17 protein-coding genes are annotated in these 21,445 nt (G+C 69.3%); 4 read left to right on the top strand and 13 right to left on the bottom strand.

The genetic code is table 11. The annotated features are described in order from the left end of the window. Window positions 1-112 precede the first annotated feature (112 nt). The 6 genes from TSH20_RS12795 to TSH20_RS12770 form a co-directional block, all read right to left on the bottom strand. Window positions 113-523, bottom strand: coding sequence for a response regulator (locus TSH20_RS12795; protein ID WP_109075101.1), 411 nt, complete (start codon window positions 521-523; stop codon window positions 113-115). Between the two features lie 140 nt (window positions 524-663). Continuing rightward, the gene (locus TSH20_RS12790) at window positions 664-1,362 is read right to left on the bottom strand and encodes a response regulator (RefSeq protein ID WP_247871459.1); all 699 of its coding nucleotides are present in this window, start codon (window positions 1,360-1,362) and stop codon (window positions 664-666) included. Further along, entirely contained in the window at window positions 1,352-2,935 is a 1,584-nt protein-coding gene (locus TSH20_RS12785; protein ID WP_247871458.1) for a PAS domain-containing sensor histidine kinase, read from the bottom strand. The genes TSH20_RS12790 and TSH20_RS12785 overlap by 11 nt, the downstream gene beginning before the upstream one ends. A gap of 87 nt (window positions 2,936-3,022) precedes the next feature. After that, window positions 3,023-4,099, bottom strand: coding sequence for a UV damage endonuclease UvsE (locus TSH20_RS12780; RefSeq protein ID WP_109075099.1), 1,077 nt, complete (start codon window positions 4,097-4,099; stop codon window positions 3,023-3,025). Window positions 4,100-4,194: 95 nt separating this feature from the next. Further along, window positions 4,195-4,869, bottom strand: coding sequence for a hypothetical protein (locus TSH20_RS12775; protein ID WP_109075098.1), 675 nt, complete (start codon window positions 4,867-4,869; stop codon window positions 4,195-4,197). An 11-nt stretch (window positions 4,870-4,880) separates the two neighbouring features. Further along, window positions 4,881-5,714, bottom strand: coding sequence for a helix-turn-helix domain-containing protein (locus TSH20_RS12770; RefSeq protein WP_109075097.1), 834 nt, complete (start codon window positions 5,712-5,714; stop codon window positions 4,881-4,883). A 761-nt stretch (window positions 5,715-6,475) separates the two neighbouring features. Here TSH20_RS12770 and TSH20_RS12765 point away from each other — a divergent pair. The 3 genes from TSH20_RS12765 to TSH20_RS12755 all read left to right on the top strand — a co-directional run bounded on the left by TSH20_RS12765 (window position 6,476) and on the right by TSH20_RS12755 (window position 10,636). Further along, window positions 6,476-7,648 (top strand): plasmid replication protein, encoded by a 1,173-nt coding sequence (locus TSH20_RS12765; protein WP_109075096.1) that lies wholly within the window; start codon window positions 6,476-6,478, stop codon window positions 7,646-7,648. Window positions 7,649-8,141: 493 nt separating this feature from the next. Beyond that, entirely contained in the window at window positions 8,142-9,461 is a 1,320-nt protein-coding gene (locus TSH20_RS12760) for a sel1 repeat family protein (protein ID WP_109075095.1), read from the top strand. Window positions 9,462-9,562: 101 nt separating this feature from the next. Then, window positions 9,563-10,636 (top strand): TAXI family TRAP transporter solute-binding subunit, encoded by a 1,074-nt coding sequence (locus TSH20_RS12755; RefSeq protein WP_247871457.1) that lies wholly within the window; start codon window positions 9,563-9,565, stop codon window positions 10,634-10,636. 25 nt (window positions 10,637-10,661) lie between these two features. Here TSH20_RS12755 and TSH20_RS12750 read toward each other — a convergent pair whose 3' ends face one another. The 6 genes from TSH20_RS12750 to TSH20_RS12725 all read right to left on the bottom strand — a co-directional run bounded on the left by TSH20_RS12750 (window position 10,662) and on the right by TSH20_RS12725 (window position 17,956). Then, entirely contained in the window at window positions 10,662-11,465 is an 804-nt protein-coding gene (locus TSH20_RS12750) for an ATP-binding cassette domain-containing protein (RefSeq protein ID WP_109075093.1), read from the bottom strand. After that, entirely contained in the window at window positions 11,462-12,784 is a 1,323-nt protein-coding gene (locus tag TSH20_RS12745) for a sugar ABC transporter permease (protein ID WP_109075092.1), read from the bottom strand. The genes TSH20_RS12750 and TSH20_RS12745 overlap by 4 nt, the downstream gene beginning before the upstream one ends. Continuing rightward, complete coding sequence (gene xylF / locus TSH20_RS12740) at window positions 12,784-13,842, bottom strand: D-xylose ABC transporter substrate-binding protein (RefSeq protein WP_199232046.1); 1,059 nt, start codon at window positions 13,840-13,842, stop codon at window positions 12,784-12,786. The genes TSH20_RS12745 and xylF overlap by 1 nt, the downstream gene beginning before the upstream one ends. A gap of 253 nt (window positions 13,843-14,095) precedes the next feature. After that, window positions 14,096-15,418 carry a xylose isomerase gene (xylA, locus tag TSH20_RS12735; protein ID WP_109075091.1) on the bottom strand — a complete coding sequence of 441 codons (1,323 nt, stop codon included), beginning with the start codon at window positions 15,416-15,418 and terminating at the stop codon, window positions 14,096-14,098. Further along, complete coding sequence (gene xylB / locus TSH20_RS12730; protein WP_109075090.1) at window positions 15,415-16,866, bottom strand: xylulokinase; 1,452 nt, start codon at window positions 16,864-16,866, stop codon at window positions 15,415-15,417. The genes xylA and xylB overlap by 4 nt, the downstream gene beginning before the upstream one ends. A 31-nt stretch (window positions 16,867-16,897) precedes the next feature. Next, the gene (locus TSH20_RS12725) at window positions 16,898-17,956 is read right to left on the bottom strand and encodes a LacI family DNA-binding transcriptional regulator (RefSeq protein WP_109075089.1); all 1,059 of its coding nucleotides are present in this window, start codon (window positions 17,954-17,956) and stop codon (window positions 16,898-16,900) included. A 508-nt stretch (window positions 17,957-18,464) separates the two neighbouring features. Here TSH20_RS12725 and TSH20_RS12720 point away from each other — a divergent pair. Then, a complete protein-coding gene (locus tag TSH20_RS12720) occupies window positions 18,465-20,324 on the top strand; it encodes a DEAD/DEAH box helicase family protein (protein WP_109075088.1) in 1,860 nt (619 codons plus the stop codon). Here the strand turns inward: TSH20_RS12720 and TSH20_RS12715 are convergent. Next, window positions 20,321-21,361, bottom strand: a complete 1,041-nt coding sequence (locus tag TSH20_RS12715; RefSeq protein ID WP_247871456.1) for a LysR family transcriptional regulator — start codon at window positions 21,359-21,361, stop codon at window positions 20,321-20,323. The genes TSH20_RS12720 and TSH20_RS12715 overlap by 4 nt on opposite strands. Window positions 21,362-21,445: the final 84 nt, after the last annotated feature.

Below are 21,445 nucleotides of genomic sequence, written 5' to 3'. Positions count from 1 at the left end.
CCCGGGGGGGGGGGGTTGGGGGGGGGGGGTCGCAAGGTGAGGATTCTCGAGAATCCACGTAGTGCATCCCCCTCACCCCGACCCTCTCCCCGGGGGGGAGAGGGAGATTCACTCAGGCGGCGGCGGCCGACGGCATCAGGCCGTTCAGCATGTCGATCAGTTGGTCCTCGTCGAACGGCTTCTCCAGCACGGCGACGACGCCGGCCTCCTTGGCGCGGGCGAAGGTCGCGGGATCGCCGCGGCCGGACACCATGATGACCGGCATTCCGTGCAGGTCGCCGCGATGGCGCTCCAGGAACTCCAGCCCGCTCATCACCGGCATGTGCAGGTCGAGAACGACGCAGCCCTGCGGGTTTCCGTCATAGTGGTCGAGGAATTCCCGGCAGGAGGAGAAGTCCCGCACATCGAAGGAGAAGGCTTCCAGCAGGGCCTTCAGGGAGTCGCGGACCGGCTCATCGTCGTCGACGATGTGGACGATCCCGGCCCCGGGGCCCCTGCCCGGCCCGTTGTCCAAATGATCCATGACGGCCTCCGAACTTCCATGCAGATACAACAGCGCCGACGATGCGGCGCGTCATGGAAGATAAAATGTGGCAGGGGGTGCCGATATACGGACCATTGCGTATGCGGCGCGCTTTTGATGCAGATCAGGCTTGACGGAGATCACAGGCCGCCGGGAACCACGCCGGCGGAGATCGCCATGCGCACCAGGGTGGGCAGGCTGTCGGCCTGCATCTTCTCCATCACCCGCGCGCGGTGGATTTCCACGGTGCGCGGGCTGATCGACAGCTCGAAGGCGATGACCTTGTTCGACTTGCCGGCCACCAGCCAGCGCAGAACGTCATGTTCCCGCGGTGTCAGGGCGGACAGGCGGGCCAGCACCTCCGGAGATGCGGAGGCGGCGGGGGGCGGCGCCGGCTGTTCCGGGGCTGCGGCCGGCGGGGCGGCGGCCGGCACCCTGCTTTCCACCGCACGGGCCAGGGCGGAGCGGACGGCGGCGAGCAGCGACTCCTCCTCGAAGGGCTTTTCGACGAAATCGACCGCCCCGGCCTTCATGGCGCGCACGGCGAGCGGCACGTCGCCATGGCCGGTCATCACCACCACCGGGATGGCGCGGCCGTCGCGGGCCAGCCGTTCCTGAACGTCGAGGCCGCTCATCTGCGGCATGCGGACGTCGACCAGCAGGCAGCCCGGCCGCGCCGGGGCGTCGGACTCCAGGAAAGCCAGCGGGGTGGAGAAGCTTTCCGCCTGGAAGCCGGCGCATTCCAGAAGGATCTGGAGGGAATCGCGGATGGCGTCGTCGTCGTCGACGATGAAGACGGTGAGGTCGGCGGACATGTCGGGCACGGCATCAGCTGGCATCGTCGGCATCCGACGTTGATAGGGGGGCGGATAAGGGAACGGTGAAGGCGAAGCTGGCGCCGGTCTCCGGCGGTTCGGCCGGCGGCTCCAGCCACAGGCGTCCTCCATGCGCCTCGATGATCGACCGGCAGATCGACAGGCCCAGCCCCATTCCGCTGCTCTTGGTGGTGACGAAGGGCTGGAACAGCTGGGCGCGCACCGTCTCCGGCACGCCGGGACCGGTGTCGAGGACGGCGACGCGGCGGAAGGCGGGCTCGTCCGGATCGGGGCCGGTGCGGACGGTCAGCACGCGCTGGTCGATCTGTGCTCCGCCCATGGATTCGATGGCGTTGCGGACGAGGTTGAGGATCACCTGCTGGACCTGCACCTTGTCGATCAGCACCTGCGGTTCGGCGGCGTCGAAGTCGAAGCGCACATGCAGGCCCCGCTCCTTGGCGCCGACCAATGCCAGCGCGCTCGCCTCCTCCACCACCTTGTTGAGGGATTCGACAGAGCGGTGGGTCTGGCCCTTTTCGATGAAGCTGCGCAAATGGCGGATGATCTGGCCGGCGCGGGTGGCCTGGGCGCTGGCCTTGTCGACCATGTCCATCGCCTTGGTCACCGTTTCCGGACGCTCCATCAGCCGCTTGGCGGCCTTGGCGTAGTTGATCACGGCGGTCAGCGGCTGGTTCAGTTCATGGGCCAGCGTCGAGGCCATCTGGCCCATGGCGCTGACCCGGCTGACATGCAGAAGCTCCGACTGCAGTTCCTGCAACCGCCGTTCGGTGGCCTGCCGTTCGGTCAGGTCGCGGACGAAGCCGGTGAAGCAGCGCCGGCCGGCAAGCAGCACCTCCCCCACCGCCAGCTCCATCGGGAACACCGACCCGTCGCGGCGCTGGCCGGAGACGATGCGGCCGATGCCGATGATCCGCCGCTCCCCCGTCCGCTCGTAGCGCTCCAGATAGCCGTCATGCTGCTCGCGGTAGGGCGAGGGCATCAGCATGTTGATGTTGCGGCCGATCACCTCCGCCGCCGTCCAGCCGAACAGCCGTTCGGCCGCCGGGCTGAAGGATTCGATCAGCCCCTTCTCGTCGATGACGATGATGGCCTCCGGCACCGTCTGGAGGATGGAGGTCAGCCGCGCCTCGCGCTCGCGCAGCGCCGTCTGCGCCTGTTTGGCGGCGGTCAGGTCGCGGATGATGCCGATATAGACGGGGACGCCGTCCTGCGCCGCCTCGCCGATCGACAGGTCCATGGGGAAGCAGGAGCCGTCCTTGCGCTGGCCGGTCACCTCGCGGCCGATGCCGATGATCCGCCGCTCTCCGGTGCGGTGGTAGCGTTCCAGATAGCCGTCATGCTCCTCCCGATAGGGGGAGGGCATCAGCATGTTGACGTTGCGGCCGACCACTTCTGCCGTGGTCCAGCCGAACAGGCGTTCGCAGGCCGGGTTGAAGGACGTGATCCGGCCGCGGGCGTCGATGATGACGACCCCGTCGGGCACGGTGTCCAGCATCGCCTGCAACTGCGACAGGGCACCCCGGTTGTCTTCCCGGTCACCGGGCCGGTTATCGAGCCCGTTATTGTTGCTGGCCACGTCTCACCCTCGACCTCTCATCCCTCTTCAGTCACAGAGTAGTTGAGTGCAACCGTTGGTCAAGACTGCCAATCAGGGGGCTGGCGATCAGGGGAGCCCGCCTGTGGCGGCGGCCACGGCGCCGCTGCGCAGGGCGTCCTGCTCCAGGTCGTCGACGGCGAGGTTCTTCGCCTTGGCCTCCACCTCGAAATCGGCCCAGGTGAGGTGGTCGGCCACCAGCCGGTTGACGGCGTGGTTCCACATGCGCTGGGAATGGGCGCGCAGATCCTTGGTCGTCAGCCCGCGCGCCGCCAGCGCGGCATAGTCCGGCAGGCTGTCGGCCGGCCAGTCCGGCAGCAGATCCTCGCGCGACACGCTGATATGGGCGACCGGCCGCACCCCGCGCCAGGAGCCGATCACGGTGGCGATTCGCGGATCATCGGGGCGCAGATACTCGCCCTGGCTGCGGACCCAATGATGGTGGAGGTCGAGCACGACCGGCACCGCGTCGGCCAGCGGCAGCAGATCGTCCAGGCCGAATGACATCTCGTCGTTCTCGACGGTCAGCAGGTTGCGGGCATCCTCCGACAGCAGGGCAAGACCGCGGCGGAAGCCGGCGGTCCCCTCCCCGCGCCCGCCGCCATGGATGTTGACGTGGGAGCCCCGCGGGTGCCAGCCGCCGGCCAGACCCATCATCCGCAGGATGTCGGCATGGTATTCCAGCTCCGCCACCGAATTGGTGAGGGTGGCGGGGTTGGCGCTGTTCAGCACGCAATACTGGTCCGGATGCAGCCCGATGCGGATGTCCGCCTCCATCGCCTTGCGGCCGGCATGCTCCAGCCCGCTCCGCACCAGCGCCTGGACGCCGGGCTGCTGGTAGAGCGGCCGCCCGACCTCATGGGTGTAGGCCGGCAGCAGGCCGCTGTTGACGCGCAGCAGGCGGCGGTAGGCCGGATGGCGGGCGACCTCGTCCAGCTGCAGGTGCAGGGCGTGGAGATTGCGGCGCAGCACCTCCGTCAGCTTTTCCTCGGCGCGGGCGGGGCTCAGCTTGCTCAGCGTCGCGATGGTGACGGTGCCGGGATTCATGCGCTTGGCAAGGGCGGCGTCGCCATCGGGCGGGACAAACTGGCAGCACCAGCCGAAACGGGCGGCGGACGGGAGCGGCAGGGAGGAGCTGTCGGGCATCGGACGGCATGAGGAAGCGGACGGGCCGCTTAATATGGACCGCGGATACCGGGCTTCCACTGCGGCTTCCACCGCGAGGCCGGGCGCAGGCGGCATCACCCCATGCGGCGCAGCGCTCCCGTCGCCAATACCCTCGGATCCGGGGCGGCCGCCTCGCGCGGGGCGGCGTCGGCGAGCGCTTGCAGCCGGTCGGCCAGGGCGCGTTCCGGGGCGCAGATCTCCTCGCACAGGGCGCGCATCTCGGCGATGGAAGGCCGCCATTTGCGGCTGCGGCGCCAGTTGCGGGCGGCGGCGTCGATCACCCAGGCCGGGTATTCGCCGAGATCGTCGGCCCAGTCGAGCGCCATCATCCGCTCCACCTCCGGAGACAGGCCCTTGGCCGGGAAATGGCTGAGCAGGGTCAGCACACGGCCGAGCAGATGGTCGCTGTCGGCCGGGGCCAGCACGGTGGCGGACAGCTCCTCCAGGGTCTGCCGGGCGAGCGCCGACTGGGCGGCGGTGACGCCGGCGGGGGGAGACCACTGCTCGATCATGCCGTCGAAGCCATCCTCGCCGAAGCGCGGGCGGCGGTCGGTGCGGCCCCGGGCCAGAAGCTCCTGAAGCGGCGGCGGCAGCGCGGCGGTCAGCCGGATCCGGCGCTGGGGAGCGGGCAGCGCCGGGTCGAAGGCGGCGGCCGGCGCGGCGGGGCTGTGGGCGCGTGGCAGGGCGGTGATGGTGGCGCTGCCAGAGGGGGAGTTTCCAGTGCGGGCGCTTGCGGGTCTTGCGGTCATCGGCTTTCCCTTCATGACCAGGAGGGGGTGGAGCGCTGGCGCAGTTCGGCGGCGGCGGCGCTCCAGGCGGTGAGACGCTGTTCGGCGGCGGTGGCGGTGGGGCGGCCCGGCGCTGTTATCGGGGAGCGGTCGCGGGACACCGGCGCCTTGCCGACGGCGGCGTCCTGCGACAGCCACGCCCTCCAGGCCGAGGAGATGTCGCGGTAGCGGTAGCCATGGGCGCGGCAGCGCAGGATGAAGCCCTCGACATGGCGGCCAAGGTCGATGTCGGCATGGCGGGCCTTGGCCCAGGCGAGGTCGGCGGCGGTCGGCATCCAGTCCTCCGGAACCGGCTGTGCCCGTTCGCGTGTGTCCATGGGCCCGCGTCCGTCCGTGGGCTCGCCCGGGGCGTGCGAGTCCGGAATCTGTTTGGAATGGACCTGTTCCTGACTCGTCGGCGGACAGGGGGTGTTTGTCGCCGAGTCATCCCTGTCGTCCGTTGGGACAGGCCTGTCGGCGGCCGGAACAGGGCGGGTCGCGGCGGCGACGTCCGGCGATTCCACATCCGACGGGGTGAAGCGCAGGCGGTAGAGGCAGGACAGCCGGGCGCCGTCACGGCCGCGGCGATGCTCGACGCTGAGCAGACCGAGGTCGCTCAAACCCTGGATGATGCGGTTGATGGTGGGGCGGGACCGCTTCAGCTTGGCGGCAAGCGTCGATTGCGACGGCCAGCACAGGCCGCCGTCGTCGGCGAAGGTGGCCAGCGCCGCCAGCACGGCGAACCCATCGGCGTCGAGGCCGGGGTGGTCGAGCCACCATGCCGGAATCCGGCCCCATCTGCGATTGTCGAGGGGATGGCCGGCCATCGGATGTGGTGCCGGATGTGGTGTCGGGTGCGACATGGGAAACTCCGCAAAGCATCGGGACCGGCTGGCGGCCAGCTGGAGTGAGCCAACTGGACGGCCGGTGAACTTGCGCGAAGGATTCCGCCGGTCGGCGCGGGCGTCGAATCGCGGGCAAATGGGACCGAGTCCGGTGTGTCCCCTTCGCCCGCAGCTGTGTCCCATCAGCCCGCGCCTGTGTCGCCTTTGGTCGCGAAGCGGTCCCATTTGGCCGCGGCAGGCTTGCGAATCGGATTCGATCCCGTTTGCCCGCGTTTTGTGGGGGCGGGTTGTCCCGCTTGCTCGCGGTTGGACGGGCGGATGGTCGTGTGGGCTGGCGGAGGAGAGAAGAGATTCGGTCCCATTTGCCCGCGTTTGCGCCCGCTGTCACAGCTTATGCGGTCAAGCCTGTGTCCCGAATGCTCGCGTTTTGGAGTCCGCTGCGATCCGGGCTGTCCCATTTGCCCGCGTTTCGTCGTGCTGGCGGGAGAATTGGGGCTCCCGAGTCTCTGTCCCAAATGCTCGCGCTTCGCCGTTCCGCTCCCGATTCGGGACGATCGGGGTGGTTCCGGGACGGTCGGGCGGCGACGATCCGGTCGAAGCGCGGGCATTCGGGACACAGGCGCGGGCAATTCCTACACAAGCGCGGCCAAACGGGACACAGGGCTTGGCGGCGGATAGGAGCCGCCGGTTGCGTCCGTCCGACGCCAGCCCCTATCGTGGCGGTTGGCGAGGAGGGATGAGCCATGAGCAAGGCGAACGCGGTCCAGCTGACTCTGTTCGAGATGGAGGACCGCAGTCAGTCCCATATGATCGCGCTTTACGACACGGCGCCGCGATTCGTGTTCGTGTCGAAGGGCCGCGGGACCGAGCCGGAGCTGCCGGCCGCCAATGCGTTCGTCCAGTCGGTGCACAAGGAGTTCCCCTTCAAGGACGCCCTGTTCTCGCTGACCCTGCAGCCCGCCCGCATCTACCGCCCGGCCAAGCCCGGCCCCGGCGACGATCCGGCCGACAAGCGCATGGTCGAATATGAGGTGTTCCCGTCGGAGCGCGAGCAGATCGTCGAGCAGGTGGTCCGCCGCCTCGCCATGGACCGCTCGCGCCTGTCGCTGATGGGCGACAAGCAGGACCGGGTGCGCGTGCATTTCTCGCTGTACGAGATCCGGCGCGAACTGCGGGCGGTCAACCGCACCATGGACACGGCGGAGATCCGCGAGGCGCTGGAGATCCTGGCCCGTACCCGCATGATCATCAGCAAGGTGCCGGAGAACGGCCGCAAGTCGGCGCGGCCCGTCCTGGAATCCTCGGTCTTCCCCACCCTCTACATCCGTCCGCGCACCGGCGAGGGCGGCGAGGACGACGAGAACGACACCTATCTGGAGTTCAACGCGCTGGTCGCCTCGGCCATCCGCAACCTGGAATTCAAGCCGATCTCCTACCAGTGGATCATGCGGCTGAAGAGCCCGGTGGCGCGCTGGCTCTACAACCGGCTGTCCATCGAGTATGGCGACCTCGACCTGACGCGGATGCCGGACGGCGTGCCGCCGATGATCCTGTCGGCCGACGACATCATCAACAACAGCGGCATGAACGAGTGGAGCCGGCGGCGCGACACGCTGCGCACCGTGACATTGGCCGTGGATTCTCTGGTGGAGGAGGGAATCCTCGACCATGTCGAGAAGACGGTGTCGAAGGATGGCCGGCGCATCAACGACATCGAATACATCATGATGCCGAGCAAGAAGTTCCTGGATCAGGTCCGCCGCGGCAACGACGTGCAGGAGGCGAACGCCGCCACCTACCGCGCCCTGGCCGGTAGCGACGAGCGCCCGCGGGAGTTCCTGCCGATCACCCCCGGCCAGAGCGTCGAGATCCGCCGCCGCCGCGGCAGCCTGCTGGGCGCCCAGGGCGAAGGGTGATCTGTCAAAGCATTCCGGATTGAATGCCGTCCCGCCGGTTCGCGTCAGGACCGGTGAGGCGGATCTGCGCGATGTCGGCACCCCGTTCCGGCATCGCCCGGCCCGGCCGGCATGGGTGCCGCCCGATCGGTTCCGGATTCGGATCTAAGGAAGTAATCCACCCTTTGCCGTAAAGCGGGAAATGCCCTCTACGGGATGGTTGTTTTTCCCCCGCTACATCTTAAAATAAAACGACCTTAAAGCGGTCGGTAAGATAATAAAGAAATCGAAACAACTGACGGCGTAAAACATCGCCGCATATCTTTCAAAAGTCCCGAAATTCGGTCCGGCTGCAAGGCTGGTCTTGAGGGATTTTGTCTGGGAGGATGCCGCCATGCGCGAGATGCGGTCCGGTTTTCTGCGCCCTTTCCTGCATCGTGCCGATTTGCGGCGCGGTTTTCAGCATGGTGACGCCAGACCGCGGAGTCCGGGCTCCTTACGCCCCTGTCTGGCCGTGCTGACGGTCCTGGCGCTGCCGGTGCAACTGGACGGCGTTTCCTGGCGGTCGGGCGTGCTGCTTGCCGGAATGGCGCAGGGGGAGGATGGCCGAGAGGAGGGCGGCGCGGACAGCACGCTGGATTCCTGGCTCGTCGTGCGCGAGAAGCCGCCGGCCATTGCCCAGCCAGCCACCGCCCCGCCGGCGGATGCCGTCGCCACGCGCACGATGGTGATCCCGAAACGGGAAGAGGCCAAAGGAGCCGGGACCAAGAGCGACGGAGCGGAGACCGACTGGCGGCTGATGCCGTTCGTTGCCGCCCAGGCCTCCGCCAGCGGGACGGGGCAGCCGATCCTGCTGTCCATCGCCGTCACCGCCCCCTATGGCCAGCCGAACCCGCAGCATGAAGCGATCACCTATGTGCTGATCGACAATCTGCCGGCGAAGGCCCGTCTTTCGAATGGCGAGAGGGGCGCGGACGGCGCGTGGAAGGTGCAGTTGGAAGGGCTGCCCGACCTGACCTTGACCCTGCCGCCGGAAAGCTCCGATCCGGTGACACTGCGCATCACGGCGGTGACCGACCATGGCGGCGGCGTGGTCGCCAAACAGGCGGTGACCCTGGCGATCCCGGTCTCCCAAGCGGTCGCCGCCGCCGAATCGTCGGTGCCGGACACGCCGCCGGCGCATGGGGGCTCGTCCCCGACCATGGAGCAGGCCATGGCGGCGACCGGTCCGGATACGGGGCCGGTGGGATCGGGAAGCGCCGCGTCACCGTCGCCGCAGGAACCGCCGCCAAGCGAAGCCGTGGCGAGCAAGGCCACCCCTGATCCGGCACCCGTCGAATCGCCGGATCGGGAGATTGACGCCGTCCCCGAAGTGACCGTGCAGGCCGCTGTTCAGGAGGCTGTCGCCGCGCCGCCGGTGCCGGAACCGCCGGTCACCACCGCCGCCCTTCCGGCCGCGCCGGCGGTGGCCGCCCCGCCCTCCCCCTCGCCGCCGCAGCAGCGCGAGGTGGCGGTGCAGCGCCCGCCCAAGCTGCCGTCCGGCATTCCCGAGGCGGCGCTGATGAAGCGGGGCGACGACCTGTTCGCCCAGGGCGATCTGGCGGGGGCGCGGCTCTATTACGAGATGGTGGCCGCGACCGGCAGTGCGAAGGCCGCCTTCGCGCTCGGCCGCACCCACGATCCGCTGGTCCATGAGCGGCTGCATGTCCGCGGGCTTCCGCCCGATCCGGAGCAGGCGGCCTCCTGGTACCGGCGGGCGGTCGCCGCCGGCAGCGGCGACGCCGAACAGCAATTGAAGAAACTGACCGACTGGCTCGCCGGCAAGTCCAGATAGCCGGGCGCAGGCGGAGCCATCGAGGGGGGAGCATCATGAAGGCATCGGTCGCCCATAGTCTTCTTTTTGGCCGTATTCTTCTTTTGGGCCGCATGCTTGCGTTGGGAGCATGCATCGCCGGCAGCGCGATGGCGGGGGCCGGCACGGCGTCGGCCGCCGATGCGCGCGGCGTCAACGCCAACAGCGGTACCGTCGGCATCGTGTCGGGCGGCGTCGAGGGGACCTATGTGCGCATCGCCGCCGATCTGGCGTCGGTGCTGGACGACGGCGACACGCTGCGCGTCTTGCCGATGCTGGGCAAGGGGTCGGTCCAGAACCTGAAGGACATCGTGCTGCTGAAGGGGATCGACGTCGGCATCGTGCAGTCGGACGTTCTCGCCTATGCCAAGCGCGAAAGGCTTCTGCCCAATCTCGACCGGCGGATCAAATACATCGCCAAGCTCTACAACGAGGAAATGCACATCCTCGCCGGCCCCGGGGTGACGCGGATCGAGGATCTGGCAGGCCGCAAGGTCAATGTCGACGTGCAGGGAAGCGGGACCAGCATGACGGCTTCGCTGGTCTTCGACATGCTGGGCATCAAGGTGGAACCGCAGGCGGACGACCAGGCCCTGGCCCTGGAAAAGCTGCGCCGGGGCGAGATCGCGGCGATGGCCTATGTCGCCGGCAAGCCGACCCGGCTGTTCCGCGACCTGAAAGGGAATGACGGGCTGCATTTCCTGTCAATCCCGATGAGCGCCGCCCTGCTCGACACCTATCTGCCGTCGCGGCTGACCAGCACCGACTATGAGGGGCTGGTCAAGCCCGGCGAAGAGGTGGACACGGTGGCGGTCGGCGCGGTGATGGCGGTCTATGGCTGGGACCGCGACGTGGACCGCCATCGCAAGGTCGCCCGCTTCGTCGACGCCTTCTTCAGCAAGTTCGACGAGTTCCTGAAGCCGCCGCGCCATCCGAAATGGAAGGAGGTCAATCTGGCGGCGGACGTGCCCGGCTGGACCCGCTTCGAGCCGGCCGAGCAGTGGCTGCGTCAGGCGTCGGCGGCGAAGGAGCCGCAGACCGCCGCCGCGAGGAAGGAGGAGTTCCGCAGCTTCGTCGAACAGCGCGGGGTGCCGCCCCAGCAGGCGGAAAAGCTGTTCGAGCAGTTCCTGCTGTGGCAGGCGCGGTCGCCGCAATAGGGGGCAGCGCGCCTGCGCCCGGGGGTCAGGCCGCCGCCCCCGGTCCGGGCACCGCGCCCGGCGGGCATTTGCCGAGGATGATCATCCCCAGCACCTCGTCCTTGGTCACATCCGACACGCGGGCGGTGCCGACCAGCTTGCCGTTCTTCATCACATGGATGCGGTCGGCCAGATCGAACACGTCGTGGATGTCGTGGGAGATCAGGAAGATGCCGATGCCCTCCTGCTTCAGCTGCTTCACCAGCTCGCCCACCTGCTGGGTTTCGGCGGGACCCAATGCTGCGGTCGGCTCGTCCATGATCAGGACGCGGGCGTCGAAATGGATGGCACGGGCGATGGCGACCGACTGGCGCTGGCCGCCGGACAGGGCCTTGACCGGCTCCTTGAAGCGGCGGAAATGCGGGTTCAGGCGGCCCATCACCTTGCGCGCCTCCGCCTCCATCGCGTGGTCGTCCAGCGTGCCCCAGGGGGTCAGCTTCTCGCGGCCGAGGAAGATGTTGGCAGCGGCGTCGACATTGTCGGCCAGCGCCAGCGTCTGGTAGATCGTCTCGATGCCGCAGCGCTTGGCGTCGCGCGGGCTGGCGATGTGGACCGGCTCGCCGTTCACCCGGATCTCGCCATGGTCGGCGGCATAGGCGCCGGACAGGATCTTGATGAGCGTCGATTTGCCGGCGCCGTTGTGGCCGAGCAGCCCGACCACCTCGCCGGGATAGAGGTCGATGCTGACGCCGTCCACCGCCTTGATGCCGCCGAAGGCGATGGAGACGTCGCGCATCTCCACCAGCGGGCGGGTCGCGGCCTGGGGTTCCGCCGTGGCAAGGCCGGTCATTTCATCCCCCTGCGATAGAGCGTGTCGATATAGACCGCGGCGACCAGCACGACGCCGACGACGATGTTCTGCATCGGCGCGTCCACCCCCAGCAGCACCATGCCGGACTGCAGCGACTGCATCACCATGGCGCCGAGCATCGCCCCCAGTATGGTGCCGACGCCGCCGGCCATCGAGGTGCCGCCGATGATCGCCGCGGCGATGACATACAGCTCGTCCAGCGTGCCGTTGGCGTTGGTGGCGGCGTTCAGCCGGGCGGTGGCGATGCAGGCGGACAGGCCGCACAGCGCCCCCATCAGGCCGAACACCATCACCAGGACCCGTTTGGTGTTGATGCCCGACAGCTCCGCCGCCTCCGGATTGCCGCCGAGCGCGAAGACATAGCGGCCGAAGCGGGTGCGCCGCGACAGGAAGGTCACCGCCACGCCGACCGCCAGCGCGATCAGCACCGGGATGGCGAAGCCGTGCGCGACGACCGGCAGGGTGCCGTCGGTGGCGAGACCCTGCGCCTCCATCATCCGGCGCACCACCGGCATCGGCAGGGGATAGGCGTTGACCACCAGCACGGCGCCGGTGATCGCGGCGGCGACCAGCAGGATCACCACCCCCTCCGCCCACAGCGGCCGGACGGGGAAACCAAAGCCGGCCCGGCGCCGCCGCGTCATCACGATTGCGGCGACCGACAGCAGGATGGCGGCGATGCCGACCGCCCAACTGGGACCGGCACCGATGGCGCCGTCGAAGCCGCCGCCCAGCCGCTTGAACAGCCCGTCCATCGGCGCCACCGTCTGGCCGGTCGTCACCCACCATGCGGCGCCGCGCCAGACCAAAAGCCCGCCCAGCGTGACGATGAAGGACGACACGCCGAGATAGGCGATGACGGCACCCTGCAGCGCCCCCACCGCCCCGCCGACGGCGATCGCCGCCAGCACCGCCACCACCCAGGTCAGCGGATTGTCGAAGCCCCAGATCTCCGGCAGGACGCGGGCCTGGAGCACGCCGACCACCATGCCGGTGAAGCCCAGGATCGAGCCCACCGACAGGTCGATGTTGCGGGTGACGATGACCAGCACCATGCCCGTCGCCATCACGGCGACGGACGCGGTCTGCACCGACAGGTTCCACAGGTTGCGCGGGGTCAGGAAGGCGCCGCCGGTCAGGATGTCGAAGCCGATCCAGACGACGGCGAGCGCCCCGATCATCCCGACCATGCGGGTGTCCAGCTCCAGCGCGCGCAGGGCGTCGCCGATGCCGGCCCGCCGGCCGGCCGGCGCCTCCGAGGAGGACGACGCCGGGGACAGGGAGGACGGCTCCGCCATCAGTTGCAGGCCTTGACGCTGCCGGGCTTCACGCCCTGGCAGACCACGTCCTTGGTCACCCAGCCGGCGTCGATCACCTGGCCGAGGTTGTCCTTGGTGATGGCGATCGGGGTGAGGAACAGCGAGGTCATCTTCTGCTTCTTCGGGCCGCCGTCGAAGCTGGTGGCGCCGGCGATGTCGGTCATCTTCTTGCCGCCGGCCAGCTCCATGGCGATTTCGGCGGCGCGGCGGCCGAGTTCGCGGGCGTCCTTCCACACCGAGACCGTCTGGGTGCCGAGCGCGATGCGGTTCAGCGCCGCCTTGTCGCCGTCCTGGCCCGACACCGGCACGGTCCCGGCCAAGCCCTGCGCCGCCAGCGCGGCGACGGCGCCACCCGCCGTGCCGTCGTTGGAGGCGACCACGGCATCGACCTTGTTGCCGGTCTTGGTCAGGATCTGCTCCATGTTCTGCTGGGCGATGGCGGGAAGCCATTTGTCGGTATAGGCCTCGCCGACATTCTTCACGTCGCCGCGGTCGATGGCGGATTTCAGCACCTCCATCTGGCCGGCGAACAGGAAGTCGGCGTTGGGGTCGGTGGAGCTGCCCTTGATGAAGGCGTAGTTGCCCTTGGGCTTCAGCGCGAAGACGCTGCGCGCCTGGAGGCGGCCGACCTCCTTGTTGTCGAAAGTGATGTAGAAGGCGGACGGGATTTCGATCAGGCGGTCATAGCCGACGACCGGAATGCCTTCGGCGGCGGCCTTCTCCACCGCCGGGCGGATGGCGTCGCTGTCCTGCGCCAGGATGATCAGCGCGTTGGCGCCGCGCGAGATCAGCGATTCGATGTCGGAGAGCTGCTTGGCCGGGGAGGACTGGGCGTCGGCCGAGAGATAGGTGCCGCCGGCCTTTTCGATGACGGCCTTGATCGCGGCCTCGTCGGTCTTCCAGCGCTCTTCCTGGAAGTTGGACCAGGAGACGCCGACGGTGGTGCCGGCGGCGAGCGCGGCGGTGGCGGTCATGGTGGTGGCGGCGGCCAGCGTCAGGAACAGGCCGGCCATGGTGGCGGTGAGGCGGTGCTTCATCGTGTTTCCTCCCTGTGTGGCCGTCCTGGGGCGGCGGCCTTGTTGATGGACGTGAGCAGAATTCCGAGGGGTGGCATGAACTCCCTCTCCCGTCCCGGGAGAGGGAAGGGGCCCGCCGCGAAGCGGTGGGAAGGGTGAGGGGTGGTGCAAGGAACCATGCGGTTTGGGATTCTTGGAATCCCCCTCACCCTCCCCGCCTTCGGCGGGTCCCCTCCCTCTCCCGGGGCGGGAGAGGGCATGTCACATGCCCTTCTCAAACGTACCGGTTGACGATGTTCTCCAGATACTCCTGCCGGCCGGAGCGCGGCTGGGGGTTGAGGGTGCCGGACAGCGCCCGGTCGGCGAGCGTGGCGAGGTCGCGCTTGCCGGACAGGATCGCCTGCCCCTCCGCGCCGTCCCAGCCGGCGTAGCGCTCGGCCAGCGGTTTGGTCAGGGCGCCGTCCTCCAGCATTTGGGCCGCCTGCAGCAGGGCGCGGGCGCAAGAGTCGATGCCGCCGATGTGGCCGTGCAGCAGGTCCGCCGGGTCGAGCGACTGGCGGCGGATCTTGGCGTCGAAATTCAGGCCGCCGGTGGTGAAGCCGCCGCCCTTCAGGATGTCGTGCATCACCACCGTCAGCTCGCCGATGTCGTTGGCGAACTGGTCGGTGTCCCAGCCCAGCAGCGCGTCGCCGCGGTTCATGTCGAGCGAACCGAAGATGCCGAGCGCCAGCGCCAAGGCCACCTCGTGCTGGAAGCTGTGGCCGGCGAGGATGGCGTGGTTCTGTTCGATGTTCACCCGCACGTCGGCCAGCAGGTCGTAGCGCTCCAGGAAGCCGTAGACGGTGGCGACGTCGAAGTCGTACTGGTGCTTGGTCGGCTCGCGCGGCTTCGGTTCGATCAGGATCGGGCCGTCGAAGCCGATCCTGTGCTTGTGCTCCACCACCATCGCCAGGAAGCGGCCCATCTGGTCCAGCTCGCGCTTCAGGTCGGTGTTCAGCAGCGTCTCATAGCCCTCGCGACCGCCCCACATGACGTAGTTGGCGCCGCCCAGCGCGTGAGTGGCCTCCAGCGCCGCGCGCACCTGCCCGCAGGCGTAGAGGAAGACGTCCGGGTCCGGGTTGGTCGCGGCGCCGGCCATGTAGCGGCGGTGCGAGAACAGGTTGGCGGTGCCCCACAGCAGACGGACCTTGGCGGTCTCCATCTTGGCCGCGAACAGCTCGGTGATGGCCTTCAGGTTGTCGGTGCTCTCGGCCAGCGTGGCGCCTTCGGGGGCGGCGTCGAGGTCGTGGAAGCAGAAGAAGGGGATGTCGAGCAGCCGGAACATCTCGAAGGCGACGTCGGCCTTGGCGCGCGCCGCCGCCATCGGGTCCTGGCCGGGACGCATCCACGGGCGCTGGAAGGTCTCGCCGCCGAAGGGGTCGCCGCCCGGCCAGCAGAAGCTGTGCCAGTAGCAGGCGGCCAGCCGCAGATGGTCCTCCATCCGCTTGCCCAGCACCACGCGGTCCTTGTCGTACCAGCGGTAGGACAGCGGGTCGCGGCTGTCCGGGCCGCGATAGGCCACCGGGGACAGGTCGCCGAAGAAAGAGGCGGTGCTCAAGACGCGAACTCCTTGGCAAGGGGGTAGAGCCGGCGCCAGCGCAGCCAGGCCAGGCTGTACGCCTCGGCGCGGGCCGGATCGGGGGTGAAGGTCTCGAGACGGCGGGGCTTGCGGCAGACGGCGGCGGGGGCTTCCCCGGTCGCCGCCATGCGGCCGAGATGGGCGGCGCCGAGAGCCGCTCCGACCTCGCCGTCCTCGATGCGGTGGATGGTGACGCCGATCGCGTCGGCGCAGATGCGCGCCCACAGCCGCGAGCGGGAGCCGCCGCCGGCGAGGTCGAAGACCGTCGGTGCGCCGGCCCCGAGTGCCACGAGGTTGTCGCGGGAGGCGAAGGCGACGCCTTCGAGAACCGCCTGGACCATGGCGTTGCGGTCGGTCTCCGCCGACAGGCCGGCGAACAGGCCGCGCACGGTGGCGTCGTTGTGGGGGGTGCGCTCGCCCGACAGATAAGGCAGGAAGGCGACCGGCGAGGGGCCGTCCACCGCGTCGCCGAGCGGGGCCAGCAGCTCCGCCTCCGGCGCGCCGAGGGTGGAGGCGGCCCAGGCGAGCGAGGCGGCCGAGGACAGCATGACGCCCATCTGGTGCCAGACGCCCGGCAGCGCGTGGCAGAAGGCATGGACCGCCATCGCCGGGTTGGGCAGGAAGCGGTCGGTCGTCCGCCACACCACGCCGGAGGTGCCGAGGCTGAGGAAGCCGTCGCCGGGCGTGATGGCGCCGAGGCCGACGGCGCTGGCGGCGCAGTCCCCTGCCCCGCCCGCCACCACCGGCGTCGTCGGCATGCCCCAGCGGCGGGCGAGGTCGGGCGACAGCCGGGCGACGGCGTCGGAGCCTTCGGCCAGATCCGGCATGTGGGCGCGGGTCATGCGGGTGGCGGCGAGCAGATCGTCCGACCAGTCGCGCCGCGCCACGTCCAGCCACAGCGTGCCGGAGGCGTCGGACATCTCCTCCACCATCGCGCCGGTCATCCGCCAGCGGACATAGGCCTTGGGCAGCAGCACCTTGGCCAGCGCGGCGAAGATGTCCGGCTCCTCCTCCGCCACCCACAGCAGTTTGGGGGCGGTGAAGCCGGGCATGGCGATGTTGCCGCTGATGGCGCGCAGAGTCGGGAGGGTTTCCTCCAGCGTCGCGCATTGGTGGTGGGAGCGGCCGTCGTTCCACAGGATGGCGGGGCGCAGCACCCGGTTGTCGGCGCCCAGCAGGACGGCGCCGTGCATCTGGCCGGAGAAGCCGATGCCGATGACGGCAGCGAGATCCGCCGGCTGGCGTTCGGCCAGTTCGTCCACCGCGGCGATGGCGGCGGCGACCCAGTCCTCCGGCTCCTGCTCCGACCACAGGGGGTGGGGGCGGGAGACGGTGCAGGGGCGGGACGCGCTGCCGGCGACGGCCCCGTCGGCGTCGGTCAGCACCGCCTTGACGCTGGACGTGCCGATGTCGATCCCGAGAAACATGACTGTCGACCTTATCTGATGCCCCGAGTGGTCAGGGCAGGTTGTCGCGCAGGATGACCTGGACCCGGATGTGCTCCTGCGCCGCGACGATCTCCTGGCCCGTAACCAGGGCGTGGAGCACCCGCGCCATCGAGCGCGCCTCGTGCCCCGGATCCTGGGCGACCAGGGCGGCGAAGGTGCCGTCCAACAGCATGCGGCGGGTGGCGGGGGTCAGCTCGTGCCCGACGCAGAGGATCTTGCGGGCAAGGCCGGCCTCGGCCAGCGCCTCGCCGATGCCGACCGAGCCTTCGCCGGTGTTGTAGATCGCCACCAGACCGGGCGTGTCGGCCAGCATGCGGCGGACCAGATCGCGGTTGCGCTCGGGATCGTCGCGCCCCTCCACCGGGATCAGGCGGGTGAGGTGGGGGTATTCCTCCGCCAGCACCTGCCCGAAGCCGAAACGGCGTTCGGCATGGTCGCGCAGGCTGCCGGAGCCGGTGACGATGCCGACGGAGCCGCCGGGCTCGCCGGTGCGCGGCGGGCCGAGGAAACGGCCGACCAGCGATCCGGCGGTGCGGCCGGCAGCGATGTTGTCGATGCCGACATAATGCTGGCGCCGTGAAGACGGCGCATCCGACACCAGCGTCACCACCGCCATGCCGGCCTCCACCAGATCGTCGATGGCGGCGCGGATGCGCGGGTGGTCGAGCGCGACCAGCGCCACCCCGTCGAAACGGCCCGGCAGGGTGGCCAGCTCCGCCGCCAGGGTGTCGGCGTCGAACACGTCGGTCTCGACGATCTCCACCGCGATGCGGCGGGCGCGGAACCAGTCGGCCTGGGCGCGGACGTTGTCGGCGATGTCCATCATGAAGCGGTTGCCGCCGCCGGGCAGCACCACGGCGAAGCGCCAGGATCGCGCCCGCGCCAGCTCCGCCGCGGCAGCCAGCGGGCGGAAACCCAGACGCTGCACCGCCTCCTGCACCTTGGTCGCGGTCTTGGCGCTGACGCCGGGGCGGCCGTTGACCACCCGGTCGGCCGTGGCAAGGCTGACGCCGGCCGCAGCAGCCACGTCACGCAGGGTCAGGGGTGCGTCGTTGACTTGATTGTTCATGCCGCGAACATATGCCGGTGTTTTGAGGTACGCAACTCAAAAACTGAAGCGTGATTGGTGCTCTAAAAGTTTGTGGTTTTTCGTGAGTCCTGTTGAGAGACGCTTCAAGTTTGAACCGCTTCGCATTGGACCCCATCATGAGCCCGCCTCGGCCGTCATTCCCGCGAAGGCGGGAATCCAGACGTTCTAAGGGTCCAAGAAGCGGATTAGCCTGGATCCCCGCCTCCGCGGGGATGACGGCCGAGGGAGGCCCGTAAAAACGACAAGCTCTGACGTCCGGCCGATCCGCTGTGAAATTCAGCAGGTTGCCGGACCCACGATTTTAGGTGCGTACGTCAAAATGAGTCGGCGGTTCGTCGTCATTGGGCTTAGGCGGCGCGAATCGCTGCCCCCGACCGGAGACTGCGCTACTCCCGATGGGGCTCGACACCTTCGATTGCACCCATGACCGGGGGACACGCGGGAATTTAGGCTTGCTCCTCCCTCGTGCCACAGCCAGCAGGGTGGAATGCCGCAGCTGAGAACCCATCAGCAACTGGTCAGCGCCATCGCCAACGCCATCGGCCAGCAGCAGACGGAGGTTCGCGACGTTCTGGCGGCGGTGACGCCCGGCGGGGGGAAATCGCTGCTGCCGGTCATCATGGCGGCGGCGCTGCACAAGGCCGGGCGGATCGACCGGGTCTGTTGGATCGTGCCGCGCGACAGCCTGCGCCAGCAGGCGGAGGAGGCCTTCGTCGATCCGCGCTGGCGCGAGCTGTTGGGACACACCATCGCCTTGCGGGCGGCGGAGAACGGGCGCGACCTCTGCCGCGGGTTGGAGGGCTACGTCACCACCTATCAGGCGGTCGCCGCCGCGCCGGACCTGCATCTGCAGGAGTTCCGCCGCCACCGCTACCTGCTGGCGGTCGACGAACTGCACCATCTGCCGGCGGTGTTCGACACCGACCGCATGGCGGCGGTCGAGGAGGAAACGGCGTGGAGCCGGTCGATCCTGCCGCTGCTGGAAAACGCGTCGGCCCGGCTGCTGATGAGCGGGACGCTGGAGCGCGCCGACGGGCGGCCGATCCTGTGGCTGCCCTACCGCGCGCCGCAGGGGACGCGGAAGGTGCGGGAGATCGACTTCAAGGCGCCGGGCTGGGCGGTGGTCGGCTATTCCCGCCGGCAGGCGCTGGCGGAGAAGGCGATCCTGCCGGTCACCTTCGGCGCGATGGACGGCTCGGCCTCCTGGCTGGATGCGGAGCGGACCAACCGCTGGGTCGATGCCCTGTCCAAGGCGGGGGAGAACACGCGCGACGCCCTGTTCACCGCGCTGCGCACCGGCTTCGCCCAGGTGATGCTGCGCGAGGCCTACCGCTCCTGCCGGGAGCATCGGGCCAAACGGCGGGCGGAGCTGAAGCTGCCGCGCGGGCGCGACGATCCGGGGCTGGGCAAGCTGCTGGTGATCGCCCCGGACCAGGGGACGGCGCGCTTCTATCTGGAAACCCTGCAGGGCTGGATGCCGAAGGAGCAGGCCGGGCGCATGGCGCGGCTCGCCATTTCGGACTGCCGCGACGCGCAGGAGGTGGTGGCCGCCTTCCGGCTGCGGCCGGAGCCGGCGGTGCTGGTCTCCGTCGCCATGGCCTATGAGGGGCTGGACGCGCCGTCGATCACCCATGTCGCCTGTTTGACGCACATCCGCTCCCGCCCCTGGCTGGAGCAGGCGATCGCGCGGGCGACGCGGGTGGACCCGCATGGCGGACCTTATGACCGGCAGCGGGCGCTGATCTACCACCCCTCCGACGCGCTGTTCGAGCAGTTCCGCACCATGGTGGAGACCCAGCAGGGCACCCGCGCCATGGTGAAGACCCGCCGCCCGCAGCAGGAGCTTCCCTTCGAACGGTCGGCGGAGCGGGAGCCGGAGATCATCCCGCTGGAATCCAACGCGACGGCGCTGAGCTTCGCCGTGGTGGCGCCGGGGCCGGATTTCGGTGCGCAATCGCGCGATCCGGGGGAACTGCCGCTGACGCCGAGCGCGGCGGAACATCACCTGCGCCAGCGCATCGGCCAGCTGGTCGCCGCGCAGGTGATCGAGGACGAGGACAACAACCTCGTCGCCGAGGGGCCGACCGGCTACCACATCTACAACGCCGTGCTGAAGCGGCTGATGAAGAAGGCACGCTCCGAAATGACGCTGTCGGAGCTGGAGGCGACGGTCGGCTGGCTGGAGCGCAACCGGCTGTCGGACCACCGGCATTTGATCGTCGACGATCCGCAGTACCAGTGGTCGACCCGGCGGCGGGGGTCGCATCGGGCTGGTCGGGCGGGCCTTGGGATGCACGCAGCTCGCGGCGCCGGCGGAGTCCCCTCTCCCCCCCGGGGAGAGGGTTAGGGTGAGGGGGGCGCGTGGCGAGGATTCTCAAGCATCGCGCACTCTACGGTCCCTGATGACTCCACCCTGTGCATCCCCCTCACCCCGACCCTCTCCCCGGGGGGAGAGGGGGATATCGGGAGTGAGAGGGAGATTGGGCAGGGACACCGCCCCTCCAGCAGGTCGCGGTCGCGGGTCAGGGCGTCGGCCATGAAGTCGAGGAAGGCGCGGACGCGGCCCATGTGGCGCAAATCCTCGTGCGTCAGCAGCCAGAGCTTGGCGTCGGCCTCCGGCACCGGGTCGCCGATGCGGCGGAAGGCGGGGTCGCGGTCGACCACGCCGCAGGGCAGAAGGCCAAGGCCGATTCCCGCCCGCACCGCCTCCACCGCGCCCGCCACCGAGTTGACGCGGTAGCCGACGGAGGCCTCGTGCACCGTCCGCTTCATCCAGTGGGCGAGGTTGGTGTGGTCGAAGGACTCGTCCAGCCCGACCCAGGGGTGGCGGTCGAGATCGCCGGTGCGGTCCGTCCCGTCCAGATAAGCGGCGGCGCCATAGACGGCGAAGGCGAGGCCCGACACCGCACGGCCGACCAGATTCTCCGGCGGGCTGCTGGTGGCGCGGATCGCCACGTCGGCCTCGCGCCGGGTCAGGCTGAGCGAGGCCTCCGCCGCCACCAGATCGACGCGCAGCTCCGGATGCAGCCGGCGGAAGGCGGCGATGTGGCGCGGCAGGATGTAGAGGGTCAGGATGTCGACGGTGGTCACCCGCAGGCTGCCGCTGATCCGGGTGTCGCGGCCGGACAGCAACCGGTTGGCGGCGGCCAGATCCTCCTCCATCTTCTGCGCCACCCGGTGCATCTCGTCGCCGGCCGCGGTCAGGACATAGCCGCCGGGCATCTTGTCGAACAGCCGGGCGCCCATCGCCTGCTCCAATGCAGTCACCCGGCGCAGAACCGTGCTGTGGTTCACCCCCAGGACACGCGCCGCCGCCGACAAGGACCCATGCCGCGCCACGGCCAGCAGAAAGCGAAGATCGTCCCAGTTGCTGCTACTCAGCATTTATTCCCGCTCATTCCTGCAGATGCTTTTTGCAAATCTCCTGAATTCGCGCTTACCAGAGCACAGGTTAGGGTCTCGACCAAG

The sequence above is a fragment of the Azospirillum sp. TSH20 genome, from assembly GCF_003115935.1.
GTDB lineage: Bacteria > Pseudomonadota > Alphaproteobacteria > Azospirillales > Azospirillaceae > Azospirillum.
The sequence above is the reverse complement of the archived record's forward strand: the minus strand, read 5'-3'. Positions and strand labels throughout refer to the sequence as shown.